This is a genomic window from Microcoleus sp. K5-D4 (assembly GCF_036704575.1).
GTDB lineage: Bacteria > Cyanobacteriota > Cyanobacteriia > Cyanobacteriales > Microcoleaceae > Microcoleus.
The window spans coordinates 1-18,994 of sequence record NZ_JAUBSD010000090.1; the positions used below are offsets into that span (position 1 = coordinate 1).

Annotated in this window: 12 protein-coding genes; 6 read left to right on the forward strand and 6 right to left on the reverse strand. The window is 48.0% G+C overall.

Annotation, left to right across the window (positions count from 1 at the left end):
• On the forward strand, positions 1-219 hold a 219-nt coding region (locus QUA77_RS23205), incomplete at its 5' end, for a hypothetical protein (protein ID WP_333452765.1).
• Between the two features lie 106 nt (positions 220-325).
• Here the strand turns inward: QUA77_RS23205 and QUA77_RS23210 are convergent.
• Positions 326-1,342, reverse strand: a complete 1,017-nt coding sequence (locus QUA77_RS23210; RefSeq protein WP_333041564.1) for a methyltransferase domain-containing protein — start codon at positions 1,340-1,342, stop codon at positions 326-328.
• 584 nt (positions 1,343-1,926) lie between these two features.
• Here QUA77_RS23210 and trxB point away from each other — a divergent pair.
• The 3 genes from trxB to QUA77_RS23225 all read left to right on the forward strand — a co-directional run bounded on the left by trxB (position 1,927) and on the right by QUA77_RS23225 (position 5,613).
• Positions 1,927-3,297 (forward strand): thioredoxin-disulfide reductase, encoded by a 1,371-nt coding sequence (gene trxB / locus QUA77_RS23215; protein ID WP_333452767.1) that lies wholly within the window; start codon positions 1,927-1,929, stop codon positions 3,295-3,297.
• Between the two features lie 267 nt (positions 3,298-3,564).
• Complete coding sequence (locus QUA77_RS23220) at positions 3,565-4,452, forward strand: ABC transporter permease (RefSeq protein WP_333452769.1); 888 nt, start codon at positions 3,565-3,567, stop codon at positions 4,450-4,452.
• A gap of 996 nt (positions 4,453-5,448) precedes the next feature.
• A complete protein-coding gene (locus QUA77_RS23225; protein ID WP_242728775.1) occupies positions 5,449-5,613 on the forward strand; it encodes a hypothetical protein in 165 nt (54 codons plus the stop codon).
• Positions 5,614-5,760: 147 nt separating this feature from the next.
• Here the strand turns inward: QUA77_RS23225 and QUA77_RS23230 are convergent, their stop codons facing one another.
• On the reverse strand, positions 5,761-6,009 hold the full coding sequence (locus tag QUA77_RS23230) for a hypothetical protein (protein ID WP_333452771.1): 249 nt from the start codon (positions 6,007-6,009) through the stop codon (positions 5,761-5,763).
• A gap of 289 nt (positions 6,010-6,298) precedes the next feature.
• On the opposite strand from QUA77_RS23230, the gene rpoD reads away from it, so the two are divergent.
• Positions 6,299-7,465: an RNA polymerase sigma factor RpoD gene (gene rpoD / locus QUA77_RS23235; RefSeq protein ID WP_190660470.1), complete on the forward strand. Its 1,167-nt coding sequence runs from the start codon at positions 6,299-6,301 to the stop codon at positions 7,463-7,465.
• Between the two features lie 214 nt (positions 7,466-7,679).
• Here the strand turns inward: rpoD and QUA77_RS23240 are convergent, their stop codons facing one another.
• The 3 genes from QUA77_RS23240 to QUA77_RS23250 all read right to left on the reverse strand — a co-directional run bounded on the left by QUA77_RS23240 (position 7,680) and on the right by QUA77_RS23250 (position 12,221).
• The gene (locus QUA77_RS23240) at positions 7,680-7,832 is read right to left on the reverse strand and encodes a chlorophyll A-B binding protein (RefSeq protein WP_172186457.1); all 153 of its coding nucleotides are present in this window, start codon (positions 7,830-7,832) and stop codon (positions 7,680-7,682) included.
• A 121-nt stretch (positions 7,833-7,953) separates the two neighbouring features.
• Complete coding sequence (locus tag QUA77_RS23245; protein WP_333452773.1) at positions 7,954-9,366, reverse strand: ATP-binding cassette domain-containing protein; 1,413 nt, start codon at positions 9,364-9,366, stop codon at positions 7,954-7,956.
• Between the two features lie 302 nt (positions 9,367-9,668).
• Positions 9,669-12,221 carry a DNA topoisomerase (ATP-hydrolyzing) gene (locus QUA77_RS23250; RefSeq protein WP_333452775.1) on the reverse strand — a complete coding sequence of 851 codons (2,553 nt, stop codon included), beginning with the start codon at positions 12,219-12,221 and terminating at the stop codon, positions 9,669-9,671.
• Positions 12,222-13,707: 1,486 nt separating this feature from the next.
• Here QUA77_RS23250 and QUA77_RS23255 point away from each other — a divergent pair.
• The gene (locus tag QUA77_RS23255; RefSeq protein ID WP_006632892.1) at positions 13,708-14,103 is read left to right on the forward strand and encodes a response regulator; all 396 of its coding nucleotides are present in this window, start codon (positions 13,708-13,710) and stop codon (positions 14,101-14,103) included.
• A gap of 309 nt (positions 14,104-14,412) precedes the next feature.
• Here QUA77_RS23255 and QUA77_RS23260 read toward each other — a convergent pair whose 3' ends face one another.
• Positions 14,413-18,543 (reverse strand): DNA-directed RNA polymerase subunit beta'', encoded by a 4,131-nt coding sequence (locus QUA77_RS23260; RefSeq protein ID WP_333452777.1) that lies wholly within the window; start codon positions 18,541-18,543, stop codon positions 14,413-14,415.
• Between the last annotated feature and the right edge of the window lie 451 nt (positions 18,544-18,994).

Here is an 18,994-nt window from a genome sequence, read left to right on the forward strand (position 1 = left end):
TTCGTAATTCATATTATTCAGCTAATTTTTTCTTTTATTTTACTAGAGCGCTCGCACTTTCGCAAGAGGTCTATTGTTCGCCTGCTTCTCAATTTACAAAGAAGCCTTGTGGGTCGGTTTCGCAGTTGGTCGGATGCAGACGGTCACATCAGCATTTTGCGACAGTTACTGCCGGAGGCTCGCCTAATAGTCGTGTTCGATCCCGGCGATCGCTCGTAGAGTAGTTTGGACAATAGAAGCGATCGCGCAACGCTAAGGCGCAGAGCTGGAAAGATGCGATCGCTCCTATTCTCATTTGAAATGTTATCGGACGATCGTCCCCAGTCTACAAAGACTCGCACCAAGCACGTTCTACCGTCCAGTGTCTGTCTGAAGATTCATAAATCCTCAACCCATCCAACCCGGCATTTTGGATCATCTCTTCAACTTCATCCAGCGTAAATGCTGCTTGCAACGAATCGCTGAATAACTGTTTCTGATGCGCGTTGCAATCTCCCGCATACAGATTGACTAAATTATCCCTGATTTCCGCTTTTTCCGGCCGCAGCAAATCCCGCAAAAAAATTGCTCCCTGCGGCTTCAACACCCGCTTGACTTCCTGCAAAAACGGCAGCGGATCGGGCAAATGGTGGATAATGCTGTTGGAAATCACCATGTCAAAATAATTGTCAGGGTAAGGCATTGCCTTAGCATTGATTAATTCGAGACTAATTTGCGATCGCGCGCCCGCCTTTTCCACATTGTCCGCCCCAACTTTCAGCATATTTGCCGACAAATCAATGCAAGTCAATTTCCATGCTGGCCGGAGTTGACAAAGGGCGATCGGAATTCTCGCCGTACCCGTCCCCGCATCCAAAACGTTTCCAAAAACCGGCCCCAACGCCGCAGCACTCTGAGCAAAAGCAGCATTAACCTCAGCAAAGTCCATCGAATCGTATTCGATCGCCTCTTCCAAGGAATCCATCACTTCCGGTTCCAAAACTCGCTGCATAAAATTTATCTCGTTATCTGGCATTTTCATATAGGGGTTCAGTTTCGCCTGCAAAAGCTCGACTAACTCCGGTTCCATATATTCGTAATTGTCCGGGATTTGCAGGCAAATAAGCTTCTTGCCTTCGAGACTTTCCGGGAATTTGCTGCGGAGTCGATCGCCATGCTTCTTCTCCATCACAAATATCCAATCTGCCCAACCGACAAGACCATCAGTTACTCTAATTCTTGCACCTTTTTCCGTTCCAGCCGATCGCACGTTGTAGCCGCTAATATTCTCGCATATCTTCTCGGCCGTCAAACTCCTCCACTTATTCCGGCTGCACACAAACAATATCTTGATTTTATCCATTCAGACACAAATACAAAATTCTATTTTATCTGCGTTCATCGGCGTTAATCCGCCCACATCTGCGGTTAAAAAGCTCGATCTAATTTTCCCCCGATCGCCTCTTACATACCACAAATACTGTATTTTGTCAAATTGAGCCAAATCTCCGTTACAATTCTTAAACTATAAAATGCGGATTTTGCATAAACAATTGTATTTATTACATTTGCAGAGTTCGTTAATTTTACGATTTTAAAACCTTTCAGGGTCACAAACTTAAATTTGTCATAATGCCTCTGGATTGTGAAAATCGTACCACAACCCTCAAAGCAAGTAAATATGTAAAATAATTGAGAATGAAGTCAATAATTTTGGTCATCTTTAGATTTGCTTAAGATTTAAGCGGTCAAAATAGATCGAACATTTAAAACTAAATCGACTTTTAGATTGTTTTTGCTTATAAAACAAGCTGGAATTGCCCCGAAGACCGATCGACCCTCAAAAATAGATACAGATGCTCGATCGCCCAATGGCATCCAACCAAACTCGATCGAACTCTGCTAGAATTAGTAAAACGAAGTCGTTATGAGTTTAAGTAAATAGCTATGACCAACGAAACCGTAGAAAACCTAGTAGTTATCGGCTCAGGACCTGCAGGCTACACCGCAGCCATCTACGCCGGGAGGGCAAACCTGAAACCCGTAGTGTTTGAAGGCTACCAAGCCGGAGGCGTCCCCGGCGGTCAACTGATGACCACCACAGAAGTAGAAAACTTCCCCGGCTTTCCCGAAGGCATCACCGGGCCGGAACTCATGGATCGGATGAAAGCTCAAGCAGTGCGCTGGGGTGCAGAATTATACACAGAAGATGTAATTTCGGTGGATTTGAGCCAGCGTCCGTTTACAGTGCGATCGGAAGACAGAGAAATCAAAACCCACACGATAGTAATAGCTACAGGCGCGACGGCGAAAAGGCTGGGGCTGCCTAGCGAACACGTATTTTGGAGTCACGGTATTTCTGCCTGTGCGATTTGCGACGGCGCTACCCCAATTTTTAAAGGAGTAGATTTAGCTGTAATCGGCGCGGGCGACACCGCAGCGGAAGAATCTATTTATTTGACAAAATACGGCTCTCACGTACATATGCTGGTGCGGCGCGATCAAATGCGCGCGAGCAAAGCCATGCAAGACCGAGTGCTGAGCAATCCTAAAATTACCGTGCACTGGAACACCGAAGCAGTGGATATCTTGGGCGAACCGGGCGGCAAAATGGACGGGGTGAAAATTAGAAATATCGAGACCGGTGCCGAAAGCGATTTGCTGGTGAAAGGATTGTTTTACGCGATCGGTCACACTCCCAACACTCAACTGTTCCAAGGTCAGCTAGAACTCGACGAAGTAGGCTATATCGCCACCAAACACGGTTCGGTAGAAACCAGCGTCGAGGGAGTTTACGCCGTCGGCGACGTGCAAGACCACGAGTTTCGCCAAGCAATCACCGCCGCCGGCAGCGGTTGTATGGGGGCGATGCTGGCAGAACGTTGGCTGTCAGTTAACGGTTTAACGCAGGAATTCCATCAAACTGAGGAATCCGAGCAACCCACAGCAGCGCCGGAAGCTCAAAAAGTACGCAAAACCAGCGCGAACTTTGATATCCAAGACACGCGCCACGAAGGAGGTTATGCTTTGCGGAAGTTGTTCCACGATAGCGATCGACTGATTGTGGTCAAATATGCCTCTCCGAGTTGTGGGCCTTGCCACAGCCTCAAGCCGATTTTGAGCAAAGTAGTAGATGAGTTCGAGGGCAAAATCCACTACGTGGAAATTGACATCGAAGAAGATCCAGAAATTGCTGAAAATGCTGGCGTGATTGGTACGCCGACGATTCAGTATTTCAAAGACAAAGATTTGGTGGCTGAGCTCAAAGGAGTTAAGCCGAAAAGCCAGTACCGCGAGTTAATTGCCAGTAATTTGTAGGAATTCCATCGATTTTAGATTTGAGGTGTGCCAAGAGAGTAACCTAAACTCAACTTGCGTCCCACCTGCCAAAAAAACCGGTTTCTCCCCTGCGCGCCAGTCCCGTGCAGGGGAGAAACCGATTTTTTTTTAGCCCCATCCCCCGAAAAAAACCGGTTTGTCGCGAGTGTTTGGCGAATGAGAAAGAGGATTTTGGAGTGTTCCGGGTTTTTTCGCCTGAGTGCTACTAAAATCTAAAAGTCTTTCTTATATTGGTCGATCGTCATTATGGCTCAAAGCCGCCTCCGACTGCCGCGATTTCTCAACAATATTGCCTCACCGTCAAGCCTGTCAATGAAAATGATGTGGGCCGGTTTGACAATAACTGCCGTGTTTGTATTGGTAGCCACCTTGTCTCCAGCTATGCAAGCTTGGGGATGGCTGCAAAATCCTACCGAGGCTTTGATTAACCCCATCCACGAACCGCCGTCGGCGAATTATTGGTTTGGTACTAGCCGCAGCGGCTACGATGTGTTTTCCCGCACGCTGTTTGCTTCTCGGGCGGCTTGGCAAGTGGTAATTTTAGCCACTGCTTTGAGTTTGTTTATCGGTGTGCCGCTGGGTTTGGTTAGCGGTTATTTGGGCGGTAAGCTCGATCGAGTGTTGTTATTTTTAATGGATACAATTTATACTTTGCCGGGGCTGCTGCTTTCTTTGACGCTAGCGTTTGTAGTGGGAAAAGGAGTTTTGAATGCTGCGATCGCCCTGAGCATTTCCTACATCCCTCAATACTACCGCGTCGTCAGGAATCACACCGTCAGCGTCAAAACCGAATTGTTTGTCGAAGCCGCGCGAGCAATGGGTGCTGACACTTGGACAGTGCTTTCGCGCTACCTGTTTCTGAATGTGATTCAGAGCGTACCTGTGCTGTTTGCGCTCAACGCTGCCGATGCAATTTTAACATTAGGAGGTTTGGGATTTCTCGGATTAGGACTTCCCGAAGCAACTCCCGAATGGGGACACGACTTGCGTTTAGCTTTAGATGCGCTACCTACTGGCATTTGGTGGACGGCTTTGTTTCCCGGTTTGGCGATGACTTTAATGGTGGTGGGACTGTCTTTGGTGGGGGAAGGATTAAACGAGTTTGTTAACCCTCGCCTGCGGAATCAGCAGTAATCTGTCTCGCGGTTACATTAAGTTCGCAGTCAGGACTTTAGTGCTTATTCACAAATATAAAAAAAACTGAAGTCCTGACTAGAACAGGCGCTATAAAGAGATGGTAATCTCGGCCCGATTAATTTCTAAATCTTTCTCTCAAGAAGGTGAATTATTTCTAGTAAACCTTCATTGGGTTGTCAATAGAAACACGGATCTGAATTTTTTCTTGATAGCTTCATTTTCTAAAGGTCAAGCCACATAATTTAAAGCCGACTAGAGGATAAAGCACGGCTCTGTGCTTTCTGATGACACGCTGTAAATAATAACAAAATTTTGAGCATAGCACTAGCGTCCTACCGTTCGATTGCTTTAAGTATTGTGGAGTTTACGCCTTCTCTAACCATAGCAAGCACATCACTAACTAGGAAAAATTTTATTCCTTGGAGGGTTTATCATCTGCAGGCAGTTGCATCAACATCTGCTGGGAATTTTTTTGCGTCTGCTGGAAATTATCAAGACAATTCGGCAATGCTACCTAAAATTGATTGAGAGGCTTTATGGAATCTTCACACGGTCACGATATATTTAAAGGAATCGTGAAGTTATACTTCCGAGAGATGGCGAATTGTGTTGTTTGTGAGAATGTGCGATCGCGCAAGTGCGAACCGAAAGAAAAAAAAAATTAGAGAAATCCGCAGCCGAGAGTTGCGCGGCGGGTTAACTCTCAGTAGAATTTATCCTGGTGGTTTTTGCCATTGACGCGACAAACTCGTGTCGAACTGCTTAAATAAGAATGTGACGTTAAGAACTTAATGTGATTTAACGTGAAAATTAAACCCAATTTCTGAGATTTGAGCTAACTTAACAATGAAAGCCCCTGTTGCACTACTCAACCCGCAACGCTTCATTGGGGGTCAGAGTCGGTCTCTAATCCAGAGTTACCGACTTAAAACTAAAGCTACGAGCTTTATTCAATCGCAGATTGCGTATGATTCAATTCAGGGAAACAGGGTAATGATGGGTGTATCTACACGGATTGTATTGGTTCCAATTTGGGCAACTCAAAAATTGTCTGCTAACTGTCTGGCCAACTACGCCGCAGCCGTTCACCCAGATATACGCAGAAAACAGCGCCGTTTGATCGTGCCAAAGTTTTTGCGGGCCGTTCTCAGGATTTAGCAGAGCCGGACATGAGTTAGTATTGTCAAGCTAAGCTGACAGAGTTTCCTAGTTCTTGACCAACAATGGAAAACAACTTCCATTTTTTGTGAGAAAGGCTACAATCGGAAAGGTCTTTGCAAGATCCAATTCTCCCCGTTTGGTGCTTTAACCCTCTGCTGTTGCATTTGAGGCAGCAGACGGACATCCAAGGTGGCGAAAATTTCCCGTCCAACTGTCATGTCTGACAACCAGAGTGAAAGCAAGGCAAATCAAAAGTTCGACACCTCGAATACAAAAGTTAGACGGTTCCGTGCAGGAAAACTTGTACGGGTAAAAGCTCGAAGTACCGAGTAAAAAAGCCAGTATTTTTGGAAGTGCGATCGATCGCACTTCATGGTTTGCTTCTGTGGGCAAGGTATTGCAGATGATGTGGTAACTCGCTCCGAAAGAAAAAGCCGCTAGCTCAATTTAAGGTCGCGATGTTAAAATCTGCGATCGATTGAATGCGCTGACTGCTTCAAACCAGAACTCGAACCGTAACTCATAAAACAGGTGCAGTTTCGGTAACAAATTCAGCTAGCAGACCAAAAATCCCACTATTTTTTCCTGCGGGAATGTCAATACTGGCTAACTTGTCTAAACTACAAACAGACACTATTCCACTGTTATTTATTCTTTAATTCAGGAGCATGAGGAAGACGGCATGATCCCAGCTAACACCGTACTCGAAACCACAATTACACCGGAAATGGAAACAATCGAGTTGCTTCGCAGCGCCGAAAGCGTTCTACCTGAGAGCGAGTTAGAACTCTTTATCGACGAAGAAGACGATCGAGAAGAATTCTTAGACTCTCAATCTGAGGAAGACCCTAAATCTGGCAAAGGCGCCAAAGCCCGCCGTCGGGCACAGGCAAAGAAAAAGCATTATACTGAAGACTCTATTCGTCTTTACCTGCAAGAAATCGGTCGGATTCGGCTGCTGCGAGCTGACGAAGAGATTGAACTAGCGCGCAAGATTGCAGATTTGCTGGAATTAGAGCGAGTTCGAGAACAACTGCTCGAAGAGTATAACCGCGAACCCAAAGACAGCGAATGGGCAAATGCTGTAGATATGGCACTTCCTGCATTCCGTCACCGACTACACGTCGGCCGTCGGGCCAAGGAAAAAATGGTGCAATCAAACCTGCGTTTGGTGGTGTCGATCGCCAAAAAATATATGAATCGCGGTTTGTCTTTCCAAGATTTGATTCAGGAAGGCTCTTTGGGTCTGATCCGTGCCGCTGAAAAATTCGATCACGAAAAAGGCTACAAGTTTTCTACCTACGCAACTTGGTGGATACGTCAAGCCATCACCAGGGCAATCGCCGATCAATCGCGCACTATCCGCCTGCCGGTTCACCTTTACGAAACCATTTCGCGGATCAAGAAAACTACCAAACTCCTGTCTCAGGAAATGGGTCGCAAGCCTACGGAAGAAGAAATTGCTACCCGCATGGAAATGACGATCGAGAAGTTGCGGTTCATTGCTAAGTCCGCACAGTTGCCCATCTCTCTAGAAACTCCGATCGGTAAAGAGGAAGACTCACGTCTGGGAGACTTTATTGAATCTGACGGGGAAACGCCAGAAGATCAAGTCTCGAAAAACTTGCTCAGGGAAGACTTGGAAAGCGTTTTGGATACTCTCAGCCCCCGAGAACGGGATGTACTGCGGCTGCGTTACGGCTTAGATGACGGACGGATGAAGACCTTGGAGGAAATTGGTCAAATCTTTAACGTCACTCGTGAGCGAATTCGCCAAATCGAGGCTAAAGCCCTGCGGAAGTTGCGCCATCCTAACCGCAACAGCATCTTAAAAGAATATATCCGCTAGAGTAATTTGCTAGCATCACCCAAAAGAGTGATTCGCACTCTTTTTTTTGGGGGGGAGACCCCCCGCCCCGGTTTGAGTTATAGCGGTTAAATTTTGTGCTGCTAATAACCCAGAGCAAGTTGCTATTTGCTGCCGAAATCGGGTTGCAAAAATTTTGGGAGTCCGTTACGGAACTCCCAAGCTTTGCATTGTCACAAAATTCTTAACTAGAAAATTACATCAGACCCCAAAAGTGAAGCAGGCCTTGACCGGAAACCAATTCGATGATGACAGCGGCAGAGAAACCAATCATCGCCAAACGACCGTTCCAATTTTCGGCTCCTTCGCTGAAGCCCCAGTTCCAAGCGTTGCGTTTTTGTTCTTGCATAGTGCGAACTCCTTTCGTTAACTTGTTTAAGGCTTATGTGAACAAATATAACATTCCTTGATCAAAATGCAAGCTTGTGATTAGTGATATCGGTCATCAAGGTCGATCGACCTTGATGATTTTACCTAACAGGAAAAATAGCCAACTCGGTATCAGGGTCGAACAAGTGAATTTTGTCATGGGCGATTGCCAACCAAAGCTCCTCGCCAACTCGGATCGATCGCTCAGGCGGAACCCGCACTTGCATCCGCACCGCCGGAGCATCCGTCAAACAAACCCCCAAATAAGTTTCGTGTCCCAAAGCCTCTACAATTTCCACTTGTACCGAAAGATTTTTGGTAGCCGGAGGGTTAATGCTCAGATGTTCCGGCCGAATGCCCAAAATTAGCCCTCGCCCGTCATATTGTTGTAGACTTTTTGCCCAAATATCGGGTAAAGTAAAGCGAAATTGCGGGTGAGAAATCAACAGCGGAGCACTAAATTCCACCGCCAAAAAATTCATCGGCGGAGAACCGATAAACTCAGCAACAAACAAATTAGCCGGCTTGTTGTAAAGCTCTAGAGGTCGAGCTACTTGTTGAATCTGGCCGACCTTCATAATAGCAATCCGATCGCCCATAGTCATCGCCTCAGTTTGGTCGTGAGTTACATAAATAGTTGTAGTTCCCAACTGTCGCTGCAACTGCACAATTTGCGATCGAGTTTCCGCCCTCAATTTCGCATCCAGATTCGATAGCGGTTCGTCCATCAAAAACACTTCAGGATTTCTAGCCATAGCCCTACCCAAAGCTACCCGCTGCTTTTGCCCTCCCGAAAGTTGTTTTGGCAAGCGATTTAAAAGAGATTCTATTTGCAATAATTCAGCTACCTCTCGCACTCGTTTTCCTACCGCCTTTTCCCGTTCCGACAAATAGCGCAAACCCGGAGGCAACTTGCGAGTCGCTCCTCCTAAAAAGTCCTCAAACAAAGGATAACTTAGAGGATTTTTAAAATAATTAGAAGCTAAATCATTAATAACCTCTTCTACCTTATTCCTAATTTTTTCTATCTTCTGGAGGCGTCCTTCTTCTCCTTGTATCTTCCCCCTTCCTTCTTCTTTCTTCCCTCTTCCTTCTTCCTTCTTTCTTCTTCCTTCTTCTTTCTCCCTTTCCGAGCGGCGCAATCCAAAGGCGAGATTATCGTAAACTGTTAAGTGAGGATAGAGAGCATAATTTTGAAATACCATAGCGATATCTCGGTCTTTAGGAGGCAAATCGTTAACCAGCCGATCGCCAACCCAAATATTACCGGCCGTCAAAACTTCCAAACCAGCGATCGATCGCAGCAAAGTGCTTTTTCCGCAGCCAGAAGGCCCCACCAGCACCATGAATTCCCCGTCTTCGACCGTTAGGTTAATGCGCCGCAAAACGCTGTTAGACGAAGGGCGATCGGCTAGAGGCGAGACACTTTCTGCGACGGTGTTTGCTTCTTTTTCCTGTTCTCCTTGGCGGAGCGGAAAACTTTTGTAGATATTTTCTAATACAACTTGCGCCATTAAACAATTTTAGATTTTAGATTTTAGATTTTAGATTGGGCATTGGGCATGGGGCATGGGGCATGGGGCATTGGTAATTAAGTAACCACACAAAATTAATTACATAAAGACTCCTTGCTAGGCAAGGGTTTCAGTAGAAATATTGTGTAATTAATTCTGCACACCTACTTAAGATATTCAAGGAAGGAGAAAGTTCGGTAACGAGCAGTGTACAGGATTTAAATGATTTAACGGATGGATGTTGAAGTCAGAAGTCCGATTAATTCCCCAATGCCCAATGCCCAATGCCCCATGCCCCATGACTATTGACTGCTGATAACCTTGATAATTTTTTCACCTGGATTGAGGTCAAAAACTCGATCGCCCGCAGCATCTTTCCCCCAAAAAGCTATAGCATCAATAGCCGATCGCAACAGGCGGCCAGAATTAGTAAAAAGTTTGACATCCGTACCCGGAACAGCCTGCAGCAAGCCAACTAAAGCATCTTTAGGCTCTGAGAAACGAAAAGCTTGAGTGCCAATTTCGCCCCGGTTAGTAAGTCTGACAGAACCTGCGGGCATTCGTTTTGCCCAACCCAACTCGGAAAATAGCACCAGACTGTCGTTCGCGTCCAGAGTGATGCAACCCACCAACTCTTCCTGCTTCCGCAACCTGGTTACTTGAGATCCCTGGGCCGCGCGGCCCATTGGCGGCAGTTGTTCATCATCAATCTCAAACCGGAGGACTCGGCCTCCTGAAGTTGCGATCGCCACTTGCTCGCCGACTTTAGCCAGACTCGCACAGCGCAGCCGATCGTCCTCCTTGAGTTTAACAACAGTAACGCCACGATTAGTCAAATCAGCAAATTCCTGCATCGGCAAGCGCTTAATTTTCCCTTGCTGAGTCAGAGTTACTAAATCTGCCGCCTCCGAATTTTCCGGCAAAATAAAGTGTGCAACTGTGATTTCCGACAAAGCGCGACCGGCACTATCTTTAGTAGCACTCGGCGACAACAAACTAACGATCGGCGTTCCCCGGTCTTTGGCGCTACTACTAGGAATATCGGCCACTTTCAGCGGGTAAGCTTTGCCGTTAGGAGTTAAGACGACCAAAGTGCGATCGGTTTTTGTTAGATTTGCTGTCACAATAAAATCTTCATTTTTTTCTAAAGCTGAAACCGATTTTTCGCGACTTTTCGAGCGTGGCTTTTCCCCTGTCGGCAAGCGTCGCACGTACTGCTTGTGAGAAAATTCAACAATAGTTTCCTCTGCCTCTACAACGGGCAATAAGTTAGGCTGAATCGTTGCCGGCGACAACTGCTTCACCGCAGAATTTTTCTTACCCGAAAATTGTGGTTCGGCGTTTGCTGCGCGTCCGGTTCCATTGGCGAATTTAGTGCGGCGGGGGTCAGCGTACTTGCGTTTGAGCGAGCGAAATTCCTTCTTTAAAGCCTTCAAAAGTTCGCGCCTGTCGCTCAACAACCGCTGCAATTCTTGAATATTCGCCATCAACTCATCAAACTCAGACTGCAAATTTTGCCTTTCCAAACCAGTCAGCCTCCGCATAGGCATCGCCAAAATCGCATCAGCTTGACTTTCGCTCAAATTGAGGCGAACTTGCAAAGTTTGCTTAGCAGTAGAGCCGTCAGGAGAATTTCTGAGAATGTCGATCGCGGTATCGAGATTTGTCAAAGCCAACATTAAGCCTTGGACAATATGACAGCGACGTTCAGCAGCTTGCAACTCGTAATTGTAGCGGCGGGTAAGAGTCACTTCCCGGAAATCCAGAAATTCCTGTAACAATTGTCTCAGGGTCAACTGTCGCGGTTGACCGTTGACAATTGCCAGCAAAATCGCCCCAAAATTTGTTTGCAGGTCAGTTTGTTGGTAAAGGCGAGCGAGAACCGCTTCTGGGGTAAATTCCCGCTTGAGTTCAATCACCACTCGAATCCCTTCACGATCGCTCTCGTCACGCAAATCAGAAATACCGTCGAGGCGGCCAGCATTGACCAACTCCGCCACCTTTTCAATCCAAGCCGCCTTATTTACCTGAAACGGAAACTCCGTCACCACGATCGCCGTTTTAGTACGCACCTTGCGATTACCTGGCACTTCTTCCACCCCGGCCACACCCCTGACCGCAATGCTGCCTCGACCCTTAGTGTAGGCGTCAACAATGCCCTCTGTAGCGACGATTTCCCCTCCCGTTGGAAAATCCGGGCCCGGAATCAGTTCTATCAACTTCTCGTCGGATAGTTCCGGGTTTTCAATCAAAGCAATTAAACCGTCTACCACCTCCCCCAAATTGTGCGGCGGGATATTAGTTGCCATCCCCACAGCAATGCCCGTACAGCCGTTGAGTAACAGAAACGGCAACTGAGCAGGCAGTGCCGTCGGTTCCTGCTGCGAATTGTCAAAGTTACCAGTAAAATCAACAGTTGCCTCGCCGACTTGGGTTAGCATAGCTTCGTGGGCGATCGGTGCTAGCCTCGTTTCCGTATAGCGCATAGCAGCCGCCGGATCATTGTCCACCGAACCGAAATTGCCGTGACCCGCCAGTAAAGGATAGCGGCTCGAAAACTCCTGAACCATGCGTACCAGAGCGTCGTAAACCGATTGGTCGCCGTGGGGGTGATATTTTCCCAAAACATCTCCAACTACCCGGGCGCACTTACGGTAAGGTCGGTCTGGCGTCAGACCGAGTTCGTGCATCGCATATAAAATTCGACGGTGAACTGGTTTTAAACCGTCGCGGACATCAGGCAAAGCTCGCCCGACGATCACACTCATGGCATATTCGAGGTACGATTGCTGCATCTCGGCGTGCAGAGGCGTAGAAATTACTTGCCCGGAAAGTAGGTTGAGTTGTTTAGCCATGAGTCCTTGTGTCCGTTAATTCCTGAGTGAAAACAGCCTCTGTCAATAATGCCGAGGTTCCCTGTCTCGATTTAAAAGCCTTTGCAGCAGGCGAACCGAAAGTTCGATCCAACCGCCCAGTTGAAGAATAAAAATAAACTTAACTTGTGAAAGCAGAATCAGAGTCCCGAAGATGGGCAAAACTTGCCTCTTACTCTCCACTCTTACCCTAACCTCTATGTTGCCTTCATTTGCGCCTACCTGTCTATTTACCTTCTGCCGTGAGAAGGTTGATTCACAGGAGAACACGGAATGCCAGAAACTCAGAACGTAGTGAGGCTGTAGCTCTTCCTAGGAAAGCATCACGAGGGACTTGAGTCCCCGTCAATCTATGATAGAATTTAATTGCAATTAGGAATAACCTTCTACACGAAGAAATAGTTTATTCAGGAGAAACCCCAGATTGATCTCGTCTCAGTACAGTCGTAGCGTGGATCAAGCAGCAATGGTAGACGATCGAGCTTACCGTATTTTGCCAAGCGTGATGGACTCAGAAAGTCTTAAAAAAGAAAAGTAAGCGGAATTGGAATACCTCTGGTACTGGTACTTGTTCTGATCGTGTAGAGGCGTCTGGACTATGAATGAAGTCCAAGTTTTGGTCTTATTCAACCATAGAGCGTGGCCGTGACTCGCTGAGAGTGTCAAAAATGCCGATATTGATGAATTCATCAGTCAAAAGCTCTCCTGGCGATATCTCTTAGTCTGACATCCCCTTGATGAACGGAAGCGTCAATATTTTAAGCCGTTTTGAGGGGTTAAAACTGAGAATTAGGAATCTCCAACAATCCCCGCCAATCCCCGCTCAATTCGCTACTCCGAATGCTGTGGCGACGGGATTATGTGAATAAACATGGCTTGATTCTAATGAGGAAGAAGGAAAATAATTATCACACATTCCAGAATCTAATATCAGTTCAAAAAATAATGCAACTGTAGGCCCGTGATCCAAACTGATATCCAGTCAATCAGTTCCCATCTAAAATCTAAAATCTAAAATTTAAAATGGTAGAAGCCGGAGGCTTGACCGAAAGAGAGGATACTATAAGTCCAGGACGCACGGGTAGTCAGAAACCGGGTTTTTTCATAACAATAGTTCGTTATAGCCGGCCGAAACGAGCAAAAACCGGGTTCCGAGGCGTCGTCCCTGCGTCCAGGATTGTACTAGAAACCTGCTACCTGAGAATCTTGAGGCTCTCACCAGTGCCAGGTCTAGTTAGAAAAAACAACTAAACTGTCTGTGTGTAGTAGTCTAAATGATGGTACTGGATGCTTCTCGGCATCTGTAAACCCTCTCACAGCTAGTGGCTCAAGGATATACATACGGGTTTTGCAGGGTTCCCGGCTAATGGCGCTAAAAACTCTGCATTTTTGACGGGGAATGTACTCCCCGTGTCGTGTTCCTCTTTGGACTAAAGTCACAAAGTTTCTATACTTCCCATATTTATTTATGAAAACCGTTCTGATTGTAGAGGACGATTTGGTTAATGCTCGGGTTTTTTCCAAAATTCTGACTAAGCGGGGGGGCTTAGCCGTGAAGCACACGGAAAATGTTGAAGAGGTGATGCAGATTGCTGCCAACGGCGAAGCTGATTTGATTTTAATGGATGTGTCTCTTTCCCGCAGCGTGTACCAGGGCAAATCTGTGGACGGCATTAAGATTACTCAACTGCTCAAAGCTGACCCGCAAACGGCATCGCTGCCGATTATTTTGGTGACTGCTCACGCGATGGCTGGTGATAAAGAAACATTTCTGGATCAAAGCGGTGCCGACGGTTACATCTCTAAACCTGTGGTAGACCATCAAGAGTTTGTTAATCAAATCAAGGCTTTGCTGCCTGATTGAGTGAACCATATATGCAGAAGGAATAAGAAGGAAGAAGGAAAAAGGAAGAAGGAAGAAAGAATTGTTTGTTTGAACCAACAAACCATTAAAACTCTAGAATTACAAAGTTTGCTTAAACTCTGAATCTTCCTTCTTCCTTCTTCCTTTCGATGTCCCATCGCACCATGCGATGAGTTCGGACTTGTAATTTGTGAGGAAAAATTTGAGTTTTTTCAACTCATGAAATCGGAGTGTGCGGCGCCCGTGGAACCAAATTATCCTCAGCGAGCGCAACGCTGTTCACTCATTCATGCAATCTCAAAACTATGATTAGTCTTCGTCCTCATCGAAGTCAAAACCGATATCATCATCATCGTCAACATCAGGTCCCAAGGCGTCATCATCAGTCTCAGCGACAAACTCGTCCTCATCAACCTCAACTTCCTCAAAATCCTCATCAGCCTCAAGATCAGACCCGCGCCCGATCTCAAAACCGCTCTCGATCGTATACGCGCGACGCGCAGTACGGTCATCAAGTACCACATCCTCCTGTAAATCGTGGATGTCGTCATCAAACACAGCACCATCAAAACCCGCATCCTGAACCCCAGCATCCTCATAGGCATTGAACCCAGTACCCGCAGGAATCAGGCGGCCGATAATCACATTTTCCTTCAGCCCGCGCAGCCAGTCAGACTTACCTTCGATCGCAGCCTCAGTCAACACCCGCGTAGTCTCCTGGAACGAAGCAGCAGAAATAAAGCTATCAGTATTCAGCGAAGCCTTAGTAATCCCCAGCAACACCGGAGTATAATCCGCCGGCGCTCCACCAGTAATTGACATCGCCTCATTCACCTGCTCAACCTGCCGCAATTCTACCAACTCACCGGGGAGCATAGTAGTATCGCCGCCATCTTCCATCCTGACTTTGTTGGTCATCTGGCGAACAATCACCTCGATGTGCTTGTCGGAAATATCCACGCCCTGAGACTGATAAACCGACTGCACCTCATTCACCAAAAACGTCTGCACCTGTTGGAAACTCTCCAAGGCAGCCTCAAAAGTAGACTGCCGCTCCTTGAGCACGTGGAAGAACACCTCCAGAATTTCGTGAGGGTTAGCAGGCCCGTCGGTCAAAGCTTCGGCGACGCCTACGCGCTGTCCGTCGGAAACGATCGGGTTTTGACCAGGCAACAAAGGATACTCCTCAATCCGGCCATCATCCTCAATCACCGCAAGTTCCACAACATCGTCATCCGTAACCACGCGAGCCGTCCCCGGCCGCTTGGCTAAAATACAAGCTTCCTTCGGCTTCCGCCCTTCAAGAAGTTCCTCAATCCGTGGCAAACCCTGAATGATATCCCCAGTCTTTGCCCGCTCAAAGACCAGAATCACCAAATTGTCACCCCGCTGCACCAAATCGCCGTCGTCTACGTGCAGCACCGCACCAGCCGAAACCCGGTAAGGACGAGCCACCCGGAGCAAGAGTTTCGCCGATTCTGTCTCAGACGCAGGTACAACCTTCACAACTTGGCCGGACTCTTCGAGAACAACCCCCGGAGCTATTTCGGTACCAGCAACCAGCAGTTGACCCGGACTCACATCCGGCGTACCCGCCACAGAGATCGAAATAGAATCCGCATCTCGCATCACCAACAGTCGGCGTACTGGTTCGCCCTGCCCCTCGCGGATGCCCCGAACGATACCCGCTTCTTTGCAGAGAATCTCGGTGCGGGCGACTACTGCCCCGGGCGCGATCGACTGCCCATCTTCGACCAACAGCCGCGTGTGAGTGCTGCCCTGAGTCGGATCTGCAGACACATCCCGCCGAATCACCAGCGATTCCAAAATGACTAGCTGCAAGCGGAAAGTCTTTGAAGCTCGATCGCCCCCATCGCTGACAGCCATCGCCAACTCTTGCGACGCACTACCGTCTTCAGGCGAACCCCAAGCCGGCCCCGAACCGTCCGCCCCAAAAGCCGTAGCATCTTCCTCATCCGGCAACAGCTCGATATCCGCCGCCAGTTGCGGAGCTCCCGAACCAATTTCCAAGATAAGCTGAGTCCGCAGCAGTTCCAATCCCTCGACAGACTTGACGCGCTCCCCATCCTTATAAGGAAGTCGCTGCACCGCTTTCAAAGAGATCGACTCATTCAGCGCCGTCTGAGAAGGCACAGGTGGCTTATCCGGCACCGGAAACTCCACCACAGGCCGCAGCAGCAAAGCCGGGCCTTCGGGAGTTTCGATATACTCCGCATAGCCCAACTCTTCGGCAACCAAGCCTGGGAAAATTTCTTCACCGGCGTTGACGATTTGACCTTCCCCAAATGTTAGTGGCGGGCGGTCAACTACATGGAGTGTGCCCGGTTTGATCACAATTTCCCGAAGGATGTCATTTTTCTGAGTGATTTCCACTGCCCCGCTGGTTTGGCAGAAAATATCCTTAACGACTTCTGTACCGGCCTCAACGTACTGGCCGTCTTCCACCAGCAGCAATGAAATATCTTTATTTACCTCGTGGCACTCTTCCGGTATCCAGAGCAAAGTCCCGCCTTTAACGACTTCGTAGCCAAGTTTAGCTTTGCCGCGCTTGTGGACTTCCACCCCGCCGTACTTGACAATTCCCCCTGTAGCTGTGCGGTAGCTGTCGTCGAGCAGTTCGGCGACGACTTCCCCGTTAATCACTTTGCTCCCAGGAGCCGTCTTCAGGGAAAACCGCTGCTTAGAAGATGTTTCGATCGTGTAGTGGTCGCGGCCGCCTGCGCTTTCTGCCCGCACAACTGCTTGGTCGAGCAGGACTTGGGCGGTGATAATTTCGATTTCTCTGGGGTCAGCGATGCGGACTACGCCGCCGTGTTCGGAGACGAGTTTAGTTTCGGCAATCACGCTTTCGGCCGGAATGCGATCGCCATTTTTCACTGCAGGTTCGGCGCCTGGGGGCAAGTTGTAGACCTCTCCTGAGAGAATCCAAATCAGCCCGCCTTTGCTGGCTGTGCGGGTGGTGTTCCCTTGGCGGTCGGTTTTTTCTTCAGGCACCAAATCAGCAAATTTGGCTTCTCCGGCTAAGTCGGAAGCCACGTCTGTAGTCACTTTTTCAGTGGTTTTGCGGGCGGCGCGACCGAGGATCGGCACTTCTGCCAAAACTTGACCGGGAATGGCGCGCTGTCCGTCTTTGACCATCAGAGTAGAGCCCTGGACGATCGCCAATTCGATTTTCAGTTTTTGATTTTTGGCACCGGATTTCCCTTCTTCAAATCCGTCGCCCTCAAATACAAGTTTGCCGTTGTTTTCTGCCACCAGTGCTTCTTCGCCGTGTCTGGTGCGGAACGAGCGAGTACGCAAGTTCTTGAATTTCACTACACCGGGGAACGGTGCGCGTTCTTGTTTCGCGACTTCTCCAGTGAATACGCCGCCGGTGTGGAAGGTACGCATGGTGAGCTGGGTTCCCGGTTCCCCGATCGACTGAGCTGCAATAATCCCGATCGCTTCTCCCATGTCCACCATTTTCAAGTGGGCGAGACTCCAGCCATAGCAGTGCTGACAAACCGATCGGGTAGATTCACAAGTCAAGGGCGATCGTAAATACACCTCTGCGACCCCTGAATTACCAATTTCCGTCGCCAACTCCTCGGTAATTGGCTGATTTCGGACGGCTTTTTCGCTGCCGTAAGACACGATTTCCCCGGTTTTGGGGTGCACCACATCTTTGGCGAACACCCGCCCTAGCAGTCTGTCCTTGAGGGGAATCAGCACTGTTGCTCCGTCCGTCATCGGCCGTACTCGAATTCCCCGCTGAGTGCCGCAGTCCACTTCCCGCACAATTACGTCTTGGGACACATCCACCAAACGGCGAGTCAAATAGCCAGAGTCTGCCGTCCGCAACGCTGTATCTACCAAGCCTTTGCGCGCGCCGTAGGAAGAGATGATGTATTCGGTAACGGTGAGTCCCTCGCGGAAGTTGGTTTTAATTGGCAAGTCGATGATTTCGCCTTGGGGGTCAGCCATCAATCCGCGCATTCCGACTAGCTGCCGCACTTGAGAAATGTTTCCCCGCGCCCCGGAGAATGCCATCATGTAGACCGAGTTTAGGGGGTCTGTGGCTCGGAAGTTTTTGACTACTTCGTCTTTGAGGTCTTCTGATGTGCTGTTCCAGGTATCGATTACTTTTTGGAAGCGTTCGACTTCGGTGATTTCACCTCTGGTGTATTTTTGTTCGGTGATGCGGATTTCTTCTTCGGCTGCATCGAGGAGCGATCGTTTTGACGGGGGCACTTGCAGGTCGTCTACGCTAATCGAAACTCCCGCTCGTGTCGCAAAGCGGAAACCCAAGTCTTTGAGTTTATCGGCCATTTGCGCTGTACGGGCCGTTCCGTAGTGCATGAAGGACCAAGAGATTAATTTTTTGAGCTGACCTTTGTCAACAACTCGATTGCGAAAAACAATTTCCTTATTTTCTGTCATTTTTCTGAGTAGTGGTAATTGGTAACTTTTACTGCCCTTCGACTTCGGTTCTCTTGAGCGAAGCCCAAGGTTTCAGAACGTAGCCGAAGTATTGGTAATTGGTAAGTGGTAATTGGTAATTGGTAATTGATAAGTAGAGCGGCGGGAAAAAACAACAAGCATTTTGTAGGGGCTGGTGAGTGCGTATAAGGAACCGAAGCTCAGCTAGGAGATGAATGCTCTCACCTGCCATTCCCATAATAAAGTTTATTTGCACCTACCTACTTAATTGGTAATTGGTAACTTTTACTGCCCTTAGACTTTGCTCAGTAACCGCATCGCTGAAAGTATTTGTAAGTAGTAATGGGTAAATTTTCCGGTTGCAATCACTATTATTTGGTAGCGAGTATTTATCAGTTATTACCCATTACCTCTTACCCATTACCTCTTATCCATTACCTCTTACCCCTTA